The organism is Algibacter agarivorans, assembly GCF_039543245.1.
GTDB lineage: Bacteria > Bacteroidota > Bacteroidia > Flavobacteriales > Flavobacteriaceae > Algibacter_G > Algibacter_G agarivorans.
The window spans coordinates 1-18,068 of sequence record NZ_BAABJJ010000039.1 but is presented as its reverse complement, the minus strand read 5'-3'; the positions used below and the strand labels follow the sequence as shown (position 1 = coordinate 18,068).

Genomic DNA, 18,068 nt, shown 5'->3' with positions numbered 1-18,068 from the left:
AAGCCAATTGGCTTCCTTTTTTTATGCCTAAATTTTATATATTTACTCCTATGAAAAAACTAATCATCATCAACGGCCCCAATCTAAATTTATTAGGTAAAAGAGAACCGAATATTTACGGGAGTTTATCTTTTACTGAGTTTTTGGATAAAGTAAAAGACATATATAAAGGAGTGGCTATTGATTATTATCAATCTAATATAGAAGGCGAGCTTATCGATAAATTGCATGAAGTTGGTTTTACTTATGATGGTATCATTTTAAATGCAGCGGCATATACGCATACTTCAGTAGGTATTGGAGATGCTGTAAAAGCTATAGAAACACCTGTTGTAGAAGTGCATATCTCTAACACCTTTAATAGAGAAGAATTTAGACATCAATCCTTTATATCGCCAAATGCTAAAGGTGTTATTTTAGGTTTTGGGTTACAGAGTTATGAGTTGGCTATACAGAGTTTCTAGCCTCCCCAAAGCGAAGGGATTCTTACTCGGCTAAATAAAAAATGCGATTCAATTTTGAATCGCATTTTTTATAAGAATATTTTATTTATCCGTATAGCTGTTCCCCTTCCGGGGTTAGGGGGCTTGTCTTCTACAAATGAATCACTTCATCATAAGCCGCCGCAACAGCTTCCATTACGGCTTCACTCATAGTTGGGTGAGGGTGTATGGCTTTTAATACTTCATGACCGGTAGTTTCAAGTTTTCTGCCTAAAACAGCTTCGGCTATCATATCGGTAACACCGGCACCAATCATGTGGCAACCTAGCCATTCACCATATTTGGCATCAAAAATCACCTTTACAAAACCATCTTTATTTCCACCAGCACTGGCTTTACCAGATGCTGAGAATGGGAATTTACCAACTTTAATATCTAAGCCCTTATCTTTTGCTTGTTTTTCAGTTAAACCAACAGATGCAATTTCAGGTGAGCAATACGTACACCCTGGGATGTTTCCATAATCTAAAGGCTCAACATGTTGTCCTGCAAGTTTTTCTACACAAAGAATACCTTCCGCAGAAGCGACATGCGCTAAAGCAGGACCAGGAGTAATATCTCCTATGGCATAATATCCTGGGATATTGGTTTGGTAAAAATCATTTACAATCACTTTGTCTCTGTCTACAACAATACCAACATCTTCTAATCCAATATTTTCAATATTTGTCTTAATACCAACAGCACTTAAAATAACGTCAGCTTCAAGAACCTCTTCACCTTTGTTAGTTTTTACAGTTGCTTTAACACCTTTTCCAGAAGTATCTACTTTAGTAACTTCAGCAGAGGTCATGATATTAATTCCGGTCTTTTTAAAAGATTTTTCTAATTGTTTAGATACATCTAAATCTTCAACAGGGACTACATTGGGTAAATATTCAACAATGGTAACATCAGTTCCCATAGAGTTATAGAAATATGCAAACTCAACACCAATAGCACCCGAACCAACCACTATCATTTTTTTAGGTTGTTTGTCTAAAGTCATCGCTTCTCTGTAACCAATTACTTTTTTACCGTCTTGAGGTAAACTTGGTAACTCACGAGAACGTGCTCCAGTTGCTATAATAATGTTGTCAGCACTATATTCAGTTCCATCAACATCAATCTTTTTCCCAGGTTTTAATTTCCCAAAACCATTAATAACATCAATTTTATTCTTCTTCAATAAAAACTGAACGCCTTTACTCATACCATCAGCAACACCACGGCTACGTTTTACAACGGCATCAAAATCATGTTCGGCATCCTTTACTTTTAATCCATAATCCTCTGCATGCTTAAGATACTCAAAAACTTGAGCGGATTTTAATAACGCTTTTGTTGGAATACAACCCCAATTTAAACATACACCACCAAGGCTTTCTTTTTCTACAATAGCAGTTTTAAAACCCAATTGCGATGCTCTAATAGCTGTAACATAACCACCTGGACCACTTCCAAGAACAATAATATCGTATTTACTCATGTGTTAAATTTTAGGGTACGAATTTACGAAATCGATTTTGAATAAAGAATTTAGAAGGCTTTAAATTTTCGAACCTATCTCATGTTTTATTTTGCAGAGTATATTTTGCCACAAATAGACTGATTTTTAAAAAAAAAGCTAAAAGATTTTATCAGTAAAATAATGAACAAGAAGACTTCATTTAAAAATTCTCAGATTCGTGGCTAAAAAGGAAAATCCTGTGTTTGCCCTAGCTTTAAATTAGTACTACCTTTGCAATGCAAGTTATTATTTATGAACATACCTAGAACAAGTTATCCTCGAATTGTTATTATTGGTGGTGGTTTTGCAGGAGTTGCCTTAGCCAAGAAATTGTCGAAACAAGAAGTACAAGTGGTGCTTCTGGATAAAAACAATTATCATACGTTTCAACCTTTATTATATCAAGTATCTACAGGTGGTTTGGAACCGGATTCTATAGCATATCCTATTAGAAAAATACTTAAAGATTTTCCTAATTTTTATTTTAGATTGGCTAATGTTGATAAAATTGACACAAAAAAGAATAAAGTAAGGACAGATATTGGCGATTTAAAATTTGATTATTTAGTTGTAGCATCGGGTTCTAAAACCAATTATTTTGGTAATTCTGAAATTGAAAAGCATAGTATGGCAATGAAAACCATACCACAGTCTTTAAATTTAAGAAGTTTAATACTTGAAAACTTTGAGGAGGCTTTATTGACTTCGGATTTTAATGAGCGCAATGCTCTTATGAATTTTGTTATTGTAGGTGGTGGGCCAACAGGCGTAGAGCTAGCTGGCGCTTTAGCAGAAATTAAGAAAGGGATTTTACCAAAAGATTACCCAGATTTAGATACGCGTTTGGCTCAAATTAATATCATCCAGTCTAGTGATTGTATTTTAAAAGGCATGAGTGAAAAAGCGTCTGCAAAAGCTGAAGATTTTTTAGAAAAGTTAGGTGTTCATATATGGAAGAATATTAGGGTCACTAACTACGATGGAAAAACGGTTACAACAAACACCGATTTAACTTTTGAATCGGCAACCGTAGTTTGGGCAGCAGGCGTTAAAGGGGCTACTATAAAAGGCCTAGAAGCTGAAGAATTTATTACTCGAGGTAATAGACTATTGGTCAATGATTTTAACCAAGTAAAAGGGTTTAACCATATTTTTGCCATTGGGGATATTGCGTGTATGGCTAATGATGAATTCCCGAATGGCTTACCAATGATGGCGCAACCTGCCATTCAGCAAGGCCATCAATTGGGTGATAACATTTTAAAACTTATCGAAAAACAACCCATGGAGCCTTTTAGCTATAAAGACAAAGGTGCTATGGCGACAATAGGCAGAAATAAGGCTGTAGTGGACTTAAAAAAGTTTAAGTTTCAAGGTGTTTTTGCTTGGTATGTCTGGATGTTTGTGCACCTATTTTTCTTAATAGGATTTAGAAATAGAATGGTAGTTTTTGTTAATTGGGTTTATAATTATATACGTTTTGATAGAGAAGCACGATTAATTATTAGACCTTTTAAAAGAAACCATAAGCGCAGCTAGCTTATTTATAGTAAAGCCTGATTTTTAATGTTTTAATAAGCTATTGTCTAAAAACTAGTTTCTAACTTGTTATTTATCAGTTATTTTAACTAAATTTAGGAATATTAATCCAACAAAAATTTATTTAAAATGAAAAAACAAGTCATTATTTTCATGATGCTTTTTACAGTTATCATGTATTCTCAAAAGAAAAAAAACGGAACAGTTTACAAGGAACACCCTGCCATTGTTGCAGTTGAAGCTATGCAGCAAGCTGATGTTGCTGGAGACTATGAAAAAGTGGCTACTTTCTTGGCTGATGATTTCAAATCTGTAAGTGGTACTACAAGAAATAAAGATGCCAAAGGGACTAATAAAGAGGATTTTGTGAAATGGGTAGAAAACAAGAGCAAATGGTTGTCCTATAGAAGTTTAACCCGTCATGGGGAAGCATATCCAGATGCCATTGAATATAAAGGTGGTAAAACTTGGGTTCAAACATGGAATTATCTTAAAGGTGTTCATGATAAGACTGGTGTAAAAGTAGAAATGCCGATGCATAGCTTATATCGTTTGAATGACGATAATAAAATAGAATTAGCAATTAACTATAATTATCCAGTTGGTAGAGATATTAGGGAGGCTTTTTCTGAAAGAACTAATGGCACATTATACAATCAGCATGAGTATATTAATAAAGTGAGAAGAATGATGGCTGCTTTTGAAAATATGGATTTAGAAAAGGCATATAGTTATTTTGATGAAAAAGCCAGTTTTAGTAATTTAGAGATGCCTGTTGGCGAAAGTATGAACTTGGAAGAGTTAAAGGCGGCTCATCAAGATTTTTATAAGAATTTTGAAGTTGAGAGCATTGATGTTGTTGGCTACCCAGATGGCTTGGAGTATGAAATTGGAGGCGGAATGACAATTCAATCTTGGTGGAACTTTAGAGTAATTAGAAAGTCTGATAAGAAAAAACTAATTATGCCTGCCATGTACACTCACGATTTTAACGATGATGGCATGATAGCACGTTCTATAGGGTATTTTAGTACTAAAGTGTTAGATTCCAAATAACTAAATATAGTATCAAAAAAAAACCTTTAATTCTAAGAATTAAAGGTTTTTTTTTACACATCTATAAAATGTCATCTGCCTTTTTTCCTTACTGAATTTTTATATATTCTATTTTTTAGAATCTCCTTTTGGTGTTGAATTTCATTTATTAGGAATAAACTTTAATGAAACCCCGTTAATGCAATGGCGTTTACCAGTTGTTTTTCTTGGGCCATCATTAAAAACATGGCCTAAGTGTCCACCGCATGTTGCGCAGTGTTCTTCAGTTCTGGCATATCCTAAATCATGATCTGTTGAAAAGTCCACATGACCTTTAATTTCTCTATCAAAGCTTGGCCAGCCTGAGCCAGAATCAAACTTATGCTCACTTTTAAACAGTGGTGTTTCACATGCTTTACAAACATAAATACCAGCATTGTTATTTTTATTCAATGGGCTAGAAAATGCACGTTCGGTGCCTGCTTGTCTCAATACGTAAAATTCCTCTTCGGATAATTGTGCTTTCCATTCCGCTTCCGGTTTGGTGATTTTATAGGTCTTAGGAGTTTCTTTTGTTTGTTTTTGAGCTGAAGAATTGCAATTAGAAAATAAAACTAGAGTAAATACAATTAATAACTTGTTCATAATATAAATTTTATAGTAAATAGGTCGTTAGTAATTATAAAACATAACAAACAAATACAATGTTGAAAAAATGTTGCTATAGTGTCACTTTTAAGTTTAGAAATTTTATTTTTACGATGGTGTGACAAATAAATGAATTAGGTGTCTAACAATAAAGGTACAATTTTTGTATTTTTAAAAACTATTAATATTTATGATGATGAAAATAAAAAATATACTTCTAATGTTTGGTGTTGCGGCACTAGTTTTTTCATGTGCTACAAACCCATTTACACAGAAAAAAACCTTAGCATTAGTTTCAAATTCGCAATTATTTCCAACAGCTTTTGCACAGTACGATCAATTTCTAACTGAAAATAAAGTCGTTTCAGGTACTAAAGATGCTGAAATGATAACTCGAGTAGGACAGCGTATAGCTGTAGCTGCAGAGCGTTGGTTAAATGCCAATGGAAATCATGGTTATTTAAATGATTATAAATGGGAGTATAATTTGGTAGACGATAAAACCGTTAATGCATGGTGTATGCCAGGAGGTAAGATAGTTTTTTATACCGGTATTTTGCCTATTGCTAAAAGTGAAACTGGAGTTGCCGCTATTATGGGGCATGAGGTAGCTCATGCTTTAGCTAATCACGGTCAACAACGCATGAGTGCTGGGATGTTACAGCAGTTTGGAGCTGTTGCAGGGAATATAGCTATTAAGGATGAAAAATCAAGAAATGCTTTTAATCAGTATTATGGAGTAGGTTCACAAGTAGGTGTTATGTTGCCATTTAGTAGAAGTCACGAAACAGAAGCAGATAAAATCGGATCATATTTAATGGCTATCGCAGGTTACGATCCTGCAGAGGCTGCAGAACTTTGGAAACGTATGAAAGCTAACGGTGGAGGGAAAGCACCACCAGAGATTTTAAGTACGCACCCATCAAATGATTCACGTATTGCTAACTTAAAAGCTTTGGCGCCTAAGGCTAAAGCTGAAGCAAAAAAGTTTGGAGTAACTACATTTAGATAATTATTCAGTTGAATAAAAATATTTGATTACTTTAGTAAGCTGCCAATTAAAGGCAGCTTTTTTATTAAAAACAAGCATTGGATTAAATGAATATTTTTAATAATCCCATTTAAGATTGGGGTCTCATGATTTTGAGATAAAGTTTATTTATAGCTAAATATTTTTATATGAGTCAATATGAAAAGGGAAGTAAAAAACTTTTAAATGCTTGGGCATTTTATGATTGGGCCAATTCTGTTTATACGTTAACAATAGCATCCTCGATATTCCCACTTTTTTATTCTTCTTTATTTAGTTCTAAAAACGAATTGGTTTCTGCATTTGGATTTCAAATGAAACAAGAGGTTTTGATATCATTTGTTACGGCTTTTACGTTTTTAGTAGTGGCATTTTTATCTCCACTTTTATCTGGTATTGCTGACTATGTAGGTAACAAAAAGAATTTTATGAAGTTCTTTTGCTATTTAGGTTCGGCAGGTTGCATTGGTTTGTATTGGTTTGATTTAGACTTTATTCATTTGAGTTTATTGTTTTATTTTATGGGATTGATTGGTTATTGGGGGAGTTTGGTTTTTTATAACTCCTATTTACCAGATATCGCTTTTGAAGAGCAGCAAGACCATATTAGTGCAAAAGGATTTTCTATGGGCTATATTGGAAGTGTTCTTTTATTGGTGGTGAATTTAGTTATGGTAATGAGTCAAGAAGATGAAGCCGGAGCTATAAAAATGATGAAATATTCATTTATTACTGTTGGTATTTGGTGGGCTTTATTTAGCCAATATACATTCTATATTTTACCAAAAGGCGTTTCTTCTGGACACAAAGTAACAAAAGATGTCATTTTTAATGGTTTTAGGGAATTGCAAGCGGTCTGGAGCCAGTTAAAGCAAAACTTGAGATTAAAACGTTACTTAAATGCCTTTTTTGTTTTTAGTATGGCTGTGCAAACCATAATGCTTATGGCCGTTTATTTTGGAGAAAAAGAAATTGAATGGGCCTCTGATAGTGAGAAAACTACCGGCTTGATAGTTAGTATTTTGGTTATTCAATTAGTTGCTATCGTTGGAGCGGTTTTAACATCTAGAGCATCTTCAAAATACGGGAATATAAGAACACTTATAGTGGTTAATTTTATATGGATGTGCCTTTGTGTGTATGCTTATTTTATGGTAACACCATTAGAATTTTATATTGCAGCTGGGTTAGTTGGGTTAGTTATGGGAGGCGTGCAAGCATTAGGGCGTTCTACATATTCAAAATTTTTACCAGAAACTGAGGATACAACCTCTTATTTTAGTTTTTATGATGTGGCAGAAAAAATCGGTATTGTTATTGGTATGCTTATTTTTGCTATTGTTTCTGAATATAAATCCATGCGATATGCCATCCTTTTTCTGTTTGTTTTCTTTTTAATTGGTATTGTTTTATTGTTGAGAGTTCCTGAAAAAAATATTGAAGCATAATTTATTGTATAAGCTTTGTATGGATTGATGTATGAGTATTGATACTTCCAATCAGGATGAAATTCCTCCTCGTTAAAAAAATAGAATTGGTATAAAACAAATAACCCTAAGAATGCTTATTCTTAGGGTTATTTGTTTTTGGATTATAAATATAAACTATTTAAGACTCCGCAGGCTTTTCGGCCTTATCTATTGAAATGCTTAATTCATCTGTTTTTTTATCTAAATCAATATTTATATTATCACCTTGTTGTAGATGTGATGCTACAATCTCTTCTGCAAGAGCGTCTTCAACATATTTCTGAATGGCTCTTTTTAATGGTCTTGCGCCATATTGTTTATCAAAACCTTTTTCTGCAATATAATCTTTTGCTGCATCAGATAATGTCAAGTTATAACCTAAGCCTTTGATTCTGATTAAAAGTTTTTCAAGTTCAATATCAATGATTTTATTGATGTGTTCTTTCTCTAAAGCATTAAATACAACAACATCATCAATTCTATTTAAAAACTCTGGAGCAAATGATTTTTTTAGTGCATTTTCAATAACGCTTCTTGCATTGGCATCTTCTTGTGCTTTTTGCGATGCCGTTCCAAATCCAATACCGGTTCCGAAGTCTTTAAGTTTACGAGCTCCAATATTAGAAGTCATGATGATTATCGTATTTCTAAAATCAATCTTTCTGCCTAAGCTATCTGTTAAATACCCATCGTCAAGCACCTGTAATAACATATTGAATACATCGGGATGTGCTTTTTCAATTTCATCTAAAAGAATTACGGCATAAGGTTTGCGTCTCACTTTTTCAGTTAACTGACCACCTTCTTCATAACCAACGTATCCTGGAGGCGCTCCAACTAATCTTGAAATGGCGAATTTCTCCATATACTCACTCATATCAATTCTAACAAGCGAATCCTCGGAATCGAATAACTCTCTAGACAATACTTTGGCCAATTGCGTTTTCCCAACACCAGTTTGACCTAAAAATATAAATGAGCCAATGGGCTTGTTGGGGTCTTTAAGTCCCGCACGATTTCGCTGAATAGCCTTAACTACTTTAGCAACCGCATTATCTTGACCAATTACTTTTCCTTTTATAAGGTTTGGTAATTCAGCTAACTTATTTATTTCTGTTTGCGCAATTCTGTTAACGGGAACGCCGGTCATCATTGAAACCACGTCCGCAACATTATCTTCTGTTACAACCTCACGATGTTGTTTGGTGTCTTCTTCCCATTTTTCTTGGGCAATAGCTAATTCCTTTTCAATGCGTTTTTCGTCATCTCTAAGTTTTGCAGCTTCTTCATATTTTTGTTTTCGAACAACCGCATTTTTGGTTTCCTTAATACCCTCAAGTTGTTTTTCAAGCTCGATGATTTGCTTTGGAACATCTATATTGGTGATGTGCACACGAGATCCGGCCTCATCTAAAGCATCAATAGCTTTGTCTGGTAAAAAGCGTTCGGTCATATATCTATTGGTTAATTTTACACAAGCTTCAATAGCTTCGGGTGTGTAATCAACATTATGATGCTCTTCGTATTTACCTTTTATATTATTAAGGATTTCAATAGTTTCTTCAACAGTAGTTGGCTCAACAATCACCTTTTGAAAACGACGTTCTAAAGCACCATCTTTCTCAATATACTGTCTGTATTCATCTAAAGTGGTTGCGCCAATACATTGAATTTCACCTCTAGCTAAAGCAGGTTTAAACATGTTAGAAGCATCTAAACTTCCGGTGGCTCCACCAGCACCAACAATAGTATGAATTTCATCAATAAATAAAATAACATCATCATTTTTTTCAAGCTCGTTCATAACGGCTTTCATGCGCTCTTCAAATTGCCCACGATATTTTGTCCCGGCAACTAAACTTGCTAAATCTAAAGTTACAACACGTTTACCAAAAAGGATTCTAGATACTTTCCGCTTCACAATTCTAAGTGCTAAACCTTCTGCAATTGCAGATTTACCAACTCCGGGTTCGCCAATTAAAAGTGGATTGTTTTTCTTTCTTCTGCTCAAAACCTGTGATACGCGCTGTATTTCCTTTTCGCGTCCAACAACGGGGTCTAACTTCCCTTCTTCTGCCATAGCGGTTAAATCGCGTCCAAAATTATCTAAAACGGGTGTTTTAGATTTTTTATTAGTCTTTCCAGCAGGAGGGTTAAAAATATTGTCTTTTGTTGCATCATCTCCAGCATGCGAATCATCATCCTGGAATTCAGCTTTTGGTTCTATATAATTATTGTCGTTTGTAATCATGATTTTAAATTGTTCTTTAACATTATCGTAGTCAACTTTAAGCTTGTTTAGAAGCTTGGTAGTGGGGTCGTTTTCATTTCTTAAAATACAAAGCAGTAAATGTGCCGTATTAATTGATGTACTTTGAAATAATTTAGCTTCTAAAAAAGTGGTTTTTAGAGCGCGTTCTGCTTGCCTTGTAAGATGTAGATTCTTTTTTTGATTTGAAGCTACAGTAATATTTGGGTTTGCAGGGCTCAATATTTCAACTTTACGTCTTAAATGATTTAAATCAATATCTAAGGCGTTAAGTATGTTTATTGCCTTTCCGTTACCATCTCGCAAAAGTCCAAGCATTAAGTGTTCAGTGCCAATAAAATCATGACCTAAACGCAATGCCTCTTCTTTGCTGTAAGCAATAACATCTTTTACTCTTGGGGAAAAATTATCATCCATAAATCGTGTCCTTTCTGCATTAAAAATACTAAAACATTTTACTAAAGGCAAAAACTATACCTAAAAATGTCTGAATGGTGCTAATTGACGAAAAAAACTTTATAAAATCAAAACTTTTAACGGCATACTTATTAACCAAATTAGTCGTTAAAATTGTTAATAAATAACACGAAAAACTATTGCTGTTAGTCCTGCTATGACTGCTTAAATTCTTATATTAGCATGTTTTGAAAAACACATAAAACTAAATTAAATTATTTATGGCAGAAGGAGAGAAATTGATCCCTATTAATATTGAAGATGAGATGAAATCGGCGTACATTGATTATTCAATGTCAGTCATTGTGTCACGTGCTTTACCAGATGTAAGAGATGGTTTAAAACCAGTGCATAGACGTGTGCTTTATGGTATGCATGAGCTCGGTATTAGAGCAAATTCAGCACATAAAAAATCTGCAAGAATAGTTGGAGAAGTTTTAGGTAAATATCATCCCCATGGTGATACCTCGGTTTATGACGCTATGGTGCGTATGGCTCAAGAATGGAGTTTGCGTTATATGCTTGTAGATGGGCAAGGAAATTTTGGTTCTATTGATGGTGATAGTCCTGCAGCGATGCGTTATACGGAAGCGCGTATGCGCAAAATATCTGAGGACATGTTGGCAGATATTGATAAAGAAACGGTCGATCACAAATTGAATTTTGATGATACTTTACAAGAACCAACGGTTTTGCCAACACGTATTCCAGGGCTTTTAGTTAACGGTGCATCAGGTATTGCAGTAGGTATGGCAACGAATATGCCGCCTCATAATTTAACCGAAGTTGTAAACGGAACTATTGCTTATATAGAAAATAACGATATTGAAATTGACGAGTTGATTACCCATATAAAAGCGCCAGATTTTCCAACAGGAGGAACTATTTATGGTTACGATGGCGTTAAGGAGGCTTTTCATACAGGGCGTGGACGTATTATGATGCGTGCCAAGACCAATATTGAGGAAGTGAATGGACGTGAGTGCATCATCGTTGATGAGATTCCTTACCAAGTGAATAAAGCAGATATGATTAAGAAAACTGCTGATTTGGTAAATGATAAAAAATTAGAAGGTATTTCGCTTATTCGCGATGAGTCTGATAGAAACGGAATGCGAATTGTATACGTTTTAAAACGTGATGCTATTCCAAATATAGTATTAAATAAATTATTTAAGTATACGGCGCTACAATCCTCATTTAGTGTAAATAACATTGCTTTAGTTAATGGGCGTCCGCAAATGTTGAACTTAAAAGAGTTGATTCATTATTTCGTTGAACACAGACATGAAGTTGTTGTAAGACGTACCACTTATGAATTACGCAAAGCGGAAGAAAGAGCGCATATTTTAGAAGGTTTAATTATTGCTTCGGATAATATTGATGAGGTTATAAAAATCATTAGAGCATCTTCAAATGCTGATGAAGCTAGAAATAATTTAATTGAACGTTTTAAACTATCTGAAATTCAAGCCAAAGCCATTGTTGAGATGCGTTTGCGTCAGTTAACAGGTTTAGAGCAAGATAAATTGCGTACTGAGTATGATGAAATAATGAAAACCATTATCGACCTTAAAGATATCTTAGAGAAGAAAGATCGCAGAATGGATATCATAAAAGGTGAGTTGGAAGTTGTAAGAGATAAATATGGCGATGAGCGTCGTTCGGTTATCGAATATGCTGGAGGTGATTTAAGTATTGAAGATATGATTCCTAACGAAAAAGTGGTAATCACAATTTCGCATGCAGGTTATATTAAGCGTACATCTTTAACAGAATATAAAACACAAAATAGAGGAGGCGTTGGTCAAAAAGCATCAACTACGCGTAATGAAGATTTCTTAGAGCATTTATTTGTTGGAACAAATCATCAGTATATGTTATTCTTCACTCAAAAAGGTAAATGTTTCTGGATGCGTGTGTACGAAATCCCAGAAGGTAGTAAAACATCAAAAGGTAGAGCTATTCAAAATCTTATAAATATTGAGCAAGACGATAAAGTAATGGCTTTCATTTGTACTCAAGATCTTAAAGATGAAGACTATATTAATAGCCATTATGTAATCATGGCAACCAAAAAAGGTCAGGTTAAGAAAACATCGCTTGAACAATATTCACGTCCAAGAACAAATGGTATTAACGCCATAACCATTAAAGATGATGATGTTCTATTAGAAGCCAAGTTAACCACTGGTGAAAGCCAAGTAATGCTAGCATTAAAGTCTGGTAAAGCCATTCGTTTTGAAGAAGCTAAAACACGACCAATGGGACGTGGTGCTTCGGGAGTAAGAGGTATTCGTTTACAAGACGAGAAAACTGATGAAGTTATTGGTATGATTGCTGTTGATGATATGGAAAGCAATGTGCTTGTGGTATCTGAGAACGGTTATGGTAAACGTTCAAGCTTAGAAGATTATAGAATTACCAATCGTGGTGGTAAAGGTGTGAAAACTATTTCTATTACCAAAAAAACGGGTAATTTAGTATCTATCAAGAATGTAACCGATGAGGATGATTTAATGATTATCAATAAATCTGGGATTGCTATTAGAATGGCTGTTAAAGATTTAAGAGTTATGGGAAGAGCCACTCAAGGGGTTAAATTAATTAATCTAAAAGGAAACGATTCTATAGCAGCGGTTGCAAAAGTGATGCATGATGAAGATGAAGTAAAATTGGATGAAGATGGAAATGTAATAGCAGCTGAAGCTGTTGAAAACACTGATGCTTCGGAAGATGGCACAACTCTTGATAATGATTTAGACGATAATAACACAGAAAATTAAACATAAATATTATTTAAAATGAAGAAACAATTAATCATCGCTTTAGCATTTTCAATAAGTGCATTTTCATTTGCACAAAAAAAAGAATTGAAAACATTAGAAAAAGCTATAAAAAACAACAATTTCCCAGAGGCCAAAGCAGCAGTCCCCCAAGCAGAGAGTTTATTATCTGCGATGGACGAGAAAACCAAGGCCAAATTCTATTATTTAAAAGGTCAAGCTTTGTATGCAAATGGAAAAGGGTCTGATGCAGATATCCAAACAGCATTAGAAAGCTTATCAAAAGCAGAAAGCGCTTATGGTTCTGAAATAAATGTGTTAAAACAAACCATGTCAAATGGATTTTTAGCTAAAGGAAACAAGGCTTATGAAAATAAAAATTATTCTGTAGCCTCTAAGTATTTTGAAAAATCCTATAGAGTAACCGAAAAAGACACTATATTCCTATACTATGCTGCAGCAACAGCTGTAAATGAAAAAGAGTACGATAGGGCTTTAGTTTTATACGAAGAACTTAAGGAATTAGGTTATACGGGTATTACAAAAGAGTATTATGCAACAAATGTAGAAACAGGTGAAGAAGAAGTTTTAGATAAAAATACTCGTGATCTTTATATTAAAGCAAAAAGCCATATAAAACCTGGACAGCGTTTAACAGATTCTAAAAAACCAGAAATTGTTAAAAATGTAGCATTAATATATGTTAGTCAAGGTGATAATGAAAAAGCTATAGCTGCCATGAAAGAAGCAAGAGCAGAAAGTCCAGATGATATTAATTTAATCCTAACTGAGGCTAACGTTCACTATAAAATGGGTAATGTAGAAGAGTTTAAAAATCTTTTGCAAAAAGCAACAGAAATGGATCCAACTAACCCTGAGTTACAGTATAATTTAGGTGTTATTGCAGCTGAGTCTAAACATCCTGAAGAGGCAAAGGGCCATTATGAAAAAGCTATAGCGTTAGACCCTAACTATATTAATGCTTATATAAACATGTCTGCTTTAGTTCTAGGAGAAGAAGAAGCTTTAATTCAAGAAATGAATGGTTTAGGTACTTCAAAAGCTGATGATAAGCGTTATGATGAGTTGAGAGAGGAACGTCAAAATTTGTACAGAAAAGCTATTCCTTATTTAACTAAAGCTCTTGAAATAGATACTAAAAGTATTAGTGCTGCTCAAACATTAATGAATATTTATAGTGTTTTAGGAGAAACAGATAAATACAAAATTTTAAAAGAAAAGGTGGATGCTTTAAGTGCTAGTACAGGTAATTAAAGACACTTTTAAAATAGTATAAAAAAAGCTGCAATTTGCAGCTTTTTTTATACTATTTTTTTAATAACACGTAGTTTATGCGTATGTGTTTTTTTATCTACATTATATATTCCAGAGTGGTCCAATCTATCGATTCTAACTTTCCCGTGAGCGTGAATGATGTAATTGTCTTTCATAATGATACCTACATGAATAATTGTTCCATCGTTATTATCAAAAAAAGCTAAATCTCCAGGTTCGCTTTCTTCAATAAAACTTAATGCTTCACCTTGTGTAGCTTGTTGTGAGGCGTCACGTAATAATTTATAGCCATTAAGTTTGTAGACCATCTGTGTAAAACCGGAACAGTCAATCCCAAAAGGGGTTTTGCCTCCCCATAAATAAGGTGCGTTTAAATATAAAAAAGCGGTTTGTATTATATTTGTTTTGGCATTTTTATTATTAATTGAATGCCCGTCGTGATTGTGATTTAAAATCGAAAGCCCATTTAAGGTAGAGCCTAGTACAATAGGGTACAATTGTTCGCTTTCATCTTGAATGAATTCAACTAAGTCTGAAGATAATTTTGGGAATTCATTATGTAAAGACTTGTACTGGACTTCTTTTATTTCTAGATATTGCTTATTATCTATCCAGCCTTCATATTTATCGAAAGCTAATCTAATTTTACTCCAGTTTTTACGCTGTTCAAGTATTTTAAAAATTTCACCATACAGCACTTGCGAAACTAATTCACTAGTGTCTGCTGGTTCACCTCGAAGCGGAACAATGCTTAAATTACAAATACCGTATTGCATAAAGTTATTGTCTATTAACTATTACTATTAATTATTTAAGCAAGTATCTGAAAAAAAAAGTTTTTTGTTTCATCAGGTAAAATTTTCATAACGTATTTCATAATCAATAAATAATAACAATAAAAAATATATAATATTAAGGGCGTTCTATAATAATTGCAGATGCACCACCGCCACCATTACAAATAGCAGCAGCGCCAATTTTAGCATTGTTCTGTTCTAAAACATTTAATAAAGTAATAATAATTCTAACACCAGAACAGCCTAATGGATGCCCTAAAGATACCGCGCCACCATTTACGTTTACATTGTGGTCCTTTAATCCTAACAGTTTCATATTTGCTAAACCAACTACCGAAAATGCTTCGTTGAACTCGAAATAATCAACGTTGTCAATTGTTATCCCTGCTTTGTTTAATGCTTTGGGTAAAGCTTTTGCTGGGGCTGTAGTAAACCATTCAGGTTCTTGAGCCGCATCAGCATAACTTTTTATGGTTGCTAGTGGTTTCAATCCTAATTCATTAGCTTTCTCTATGCTCATTAAGATCATGGCACCAGCTCCATCATTAATAGTGGAAGCATTTGCAGCCGTTACCGTGCCGTCTTTCGTAAAGGCTGGGCGTAATTGCGGAATTTTTTCCATTCTTACATTAGTGAATTCTTCGTCTTTAGAAACTATAATAGGTTCTCCTCGACGTTGAGGCACTTCAACAGAAACGACTTCATTATCAAATTTACCAGCTTCCCAAGCTGCTGAAGAGCGGTTATATGATTGAATGGCATAATTATCTTGATCCTCTCTGGAAAATTCATATTTGGTAGCGCAAGCATCGGCACAGACCCCCATGGCATTTTGGTCGTATGCATCAACCAGGCCATCTTTTTGCATCCCATCAATTAAAGAAGTTGGACCAAATTTGGTGCCCGTTCTAGCATATAGGTAATGCGGAATCAAACTCATATTTTCCATACCGCCTGCAACAATAATATCGGCATCTCCAAGGGCAATAGCTTGAGCGGCTTGTATAACGGCTTTCATTCCAGAAGCGCATACTTTGTTTATTGTTGTACAGGGTACGGTGTTGGGTATACCGGCATAAATAGCGGCTTGCCTAGCAGGTGCTTGTCCTGTACCTGCTTGTACCACATGGCCCATTAGAACCTCCTCAACTAATTCGGGTTTTAAATTTATTTTATTCAATGCGCCTTTTATGGCTATAGCACCCAGATTTGGAGCACTAATAGTTGATAAAGTACCCATAAAACTACCTATTGGAGTTCTTACGGCAGAAACAATTACGACTTCTTTGTTCATCAGTCTAATTTTTAGTTTGTTATTGAACTTGTCTCAGCTTTTTCTCCAACAAAATTTACATTTTGTACTCTAAATTTCGCTTTTTTTTTTACGTAACTTAGGCTATGTCTAAAAAAAGATTTCATTAGATGTAGAAAAACTTGGCTTTTCGATTTAAAACAAAAAACTTAGATAAGTTCATTGCGAAAATAACGATTTTTTAGAAGAAATTTGAATGATTCCTTCAATATAAAAAATGGTAAAAGCTTATAATTTTATTACATTTGGTTTCTAGATGAAAGACTTTATAAATAAACTATATAAAAACCATTCCTTAATATATAAAGGCCTGTTGTTTATATGCACCACGTTCTTAATTGTTTACTTATTTCCTAAAAGCGGAAAGTTTAAATACGATTTTGAAAAAGGGAAGCCTTGGCAATCAGAAAACTTGCAAGCGCCCTTTGACTTTGCAATTAAAAAGACGGATGCCGAAATAACTTCAGAAAAAAAAGAACTTGATGATAATTCTGTTTTATATTTTGATATAGACAGTGCTATTGAAAACAAAGTAAGAGCTTCTTTTGTGGCAGAATTCAAGAATGTATTTTCTGATTCGATTCCAAAAAGGATATCAGATACTTTATATAAAGTAGGCGAATCAATTATTTCAGAATTATATGCTTTTGGGGTTTTAAGTGAAAATTATGATTTTTCAAAAGATAAAACTATTGCCATACTTGATGGCAGAGAAAAAAAACAAGACGGTTATTTTTCTAACCTAATAAAGCAAGATGAATTATCTTCTGTTATTGATGAAATTTTAGTCAAAAATAATTTAGCAGAATATAAAGAAAACTTTATTGCTTTGTTTTTTGATATTGTAGAGCCTAATATAATATTTAACAAATCGTTTACCGATAAGGTTTTACAAGATGAATTCGCAAAGATTTCATATACGAGAGGTAGTGTTGCTAAAGAAACATTAATTGTTTCTAAAGGAGAGGTTATTGAAGGTGATAAATATCAGATTTTAAAGTCTTTGCAGTCTGAATACGAATCGCAAGTCTGGAATGAGGCCAATTACAATTGGGTTTTATTTGCCTATACGTTATTAGTGGCTTTAGCCTTGCTTATGTTGTTATTGTTTTTAAGAAAATATAGGGTCAGTGTTTTTGAGAACAATACTAAAGTAACTTTTATTTTCTTCAATATTTCATTAATGATTTTTATCACAACCTTAGTTGTGAATTACGATTCAAAATATATTTATATAGTTCCAATATGTATTTTACCACTAGTTTTTAAAGCTTTTTTTGATGCTAGATTAGGCTTGTTTGCACACGTGCTCACGGTTCTTTTATTAGGATTTGTTGTGCCTAATAGTTATGAATATATGTTTCTTCACAATAGCGTCCTAAACGATTAAAAAAGAGAAAGGGAAATTTGTTCCGCAAAGTTACCTTTGTGGTGCAACA

The 18,068-nt window shown here is 33.8% G+C and carries 13 protein-coding genes; 8 read left to right on the top strand and 5 right to left on the bottom strand.

Annotated features, from left to right (window positions below; all coding sequences use genetic code 11):
- The first annotated feature begins 50 nt into the window (after positions 1-50).
- Positions 51-464: a type II 3-dehydroquinate dehydratase gene (gene aroQ, locus ABD935_RS13740; RefSeq protein WP_345192890.1), complete on the top strand. Its 414-nt coding sequence runs from the start codon at positions 51-53 to the stop codon at positions 462-464.
- A gap of 130 nt (positions 465-594) precedes the next feature.
- Here aroQ and lpdA read toward each other — a convergent pair whose 3' ends face one another.
- Positions 595-1,971, bottom strand: coding sequence for a dihydrolipoyl dehydrogenase (lpdA, locus tag ABD935_RS13735; protein ID WP_345192888.1), 1,377 nt, complete (start codon positions 1,969-1,971; stop codon positions 595-597).
- Positions 1,972-2,244: 273 nt separating this feature from the next.
- Between lpdA and ABD935_RS13730 the strand changes: the two genes are divergently transcribed.
- Together ABD935_RS13730 and ABD935_RS13725 are read left to right on the top strand one after the other, a co-directional pair.
- A complete protein-coding gene (locus ABD935_RS13730; protein ID WP_345192886.1) occupies positions 2,245-3,531 on the top strand; it encodes an NAD(P)/FAD-dependent oxidoreductase in 1,287 nt (428 codons plus the stop codon).
- Between the two features lie 129 nt (positions 3,532-3,660).
- Complete coding sequence (locus tag ABD935_RS13725; protein ID WP_345192884.1) at positions 3,661-4,587, top strand: nuclear transport factor 2-like protein; 927 nt, start codon at positions 3,661-3,663, stop codon at positions 4,585-4,587.
- 141 nt (positions 4,588-4,728) lie between these two features.
- On the opposite strand, the gene msrB is transcribed toward ABD935_RS13725, so the two are convergent.
- Positions 4,729-5,211: a peptide-methionine (R)-S-oxide reductase MsrB gene (gene msrB, locus ABD935_RS13720; protein WP_345192882.1), complete on the bottom strand. Its 483-nt coding sequence runs from the start codon at positions 5,209-5,211 to the stop codon at positions 4,729-4,731.
- Between the two features lie 199 nt (positions 5,212-5,410).
- Between msrB and ABD935_RS13715 the strand changes: the two genes are divergently transcribed.
- Both ABD935_RS13715 and ABD935_RS13710 read left to right on the top strand, forming a co-directional pair.
- A complete protein-coding gene (locus ABD935_RS13715; RefSeq protein WP_345193172.1) occupies positions 5,411-6,226 on the top strand; it encodes a M48 family metallopeptidase in 816 nt (271 codons plus the stop codon).
- A 167-nt stretch (positions 6,227-6,393) separates the two neighbouring features.
- Complete coding sequence (locus ABD935_RS13710; RefSeq protein ID WP_345192880.1) at positions 6,394-7,692, top strand: MFS transporter; 1,299 nt, start codon at positions 6,394-6,396, stop codon at positions 7,690-7,692.
- 160 nt (positions 7,693-7,852) lie between these two features.
- Here the strand turns inward: ABD935_RS13710 and ABD935_RS13705 are convergent, their stop codons facing one another.
- A complete protein-coding gene (locus ABD935_RS13705) occupies positions 7,853-10,399 on the bottom strand; it encodes an ATP-dependent Clp protease ATP-binding subunit (protein WP_345192878.1) in 2,547 nt (848 codons plus the stop codon).
- A gap of 260 nt (positions 10,400-10,659) precedes the next feature.
- Between ABD935_RS13705 and gyrA the strand changes: the two genes are divergently transcribed.
- Positions 10,660-13,224: a DNA gyrase subunit A gene (gene gyrA / locus ABD935_RS13700; protein WP_345192876.1), complete on the top strand. Its 2,565-nt coding sequence runs from the start codon at positions 10,660-10,662 to the stop codon at positions 13,222-13,224.
- A gap of 18 nt (positions 13,225-13,242) precedes the next feature.
- Entirely contained in the window at positions 13,243-14,499 is a 1,257-nt protein-coding gene (locus tag ABD935_RS13695; RefSeq protein WP_345192873.1) for a tetratricopeptide repeat protein, read from the top strand.
- A gap of 47 nt (positions 14,500-14,546) precedes the next feature.
- On the opposite strand, the gene ABD935_RS13690 is transcribed toward ABD935_RS13695, so the two are convergent.
- Both ABD935_RS13690 and ABD935_RS13685 read right to left on the bottom strand, forming a co-directional pair.
- Complete coding sequence (locus ABD935_RS13690; protein ID WP_345192872.1) at positions 14,547-15,296, bottom strand: C40 family peptidase; 750 nt, start codon at positions 15,294-15,296, stop codon at positions 14,547-14,549.
- A gap of 136 nt (positions 15,297-15,432) precedes the next feature.
- Positions 15,433-16,611, bottom strand: a complete 1,179-nt coding sequence (locus tag ABD935_RS13685; protein WP_345192870.1) for an acetyl-CoA C-acyltransferase — start codon at positions 16,609-16,611, stop codon at positions 15,433-15,435.
- A gap of 274 nt (positions 16,612-16,885) precedes the next feature.
- Here ABD935_RS13685 and ABD935_RS13680 point away from each other — a divergent pair, with 274 nt between their 5' ends.
- Complete coding sequence (locus tag ABD935_RS13680) at positions 16,886-18,019, top strand: hypothetical protein (RefSeq protein ID WP_345192868.1); 1,134 nt, start codon at positions 16,886-16,888, stop codon at positions 18,017-18,019.
- The last annotated feature ends 49 nt before the right edge of the window (positions 18,020-18,068 follow it).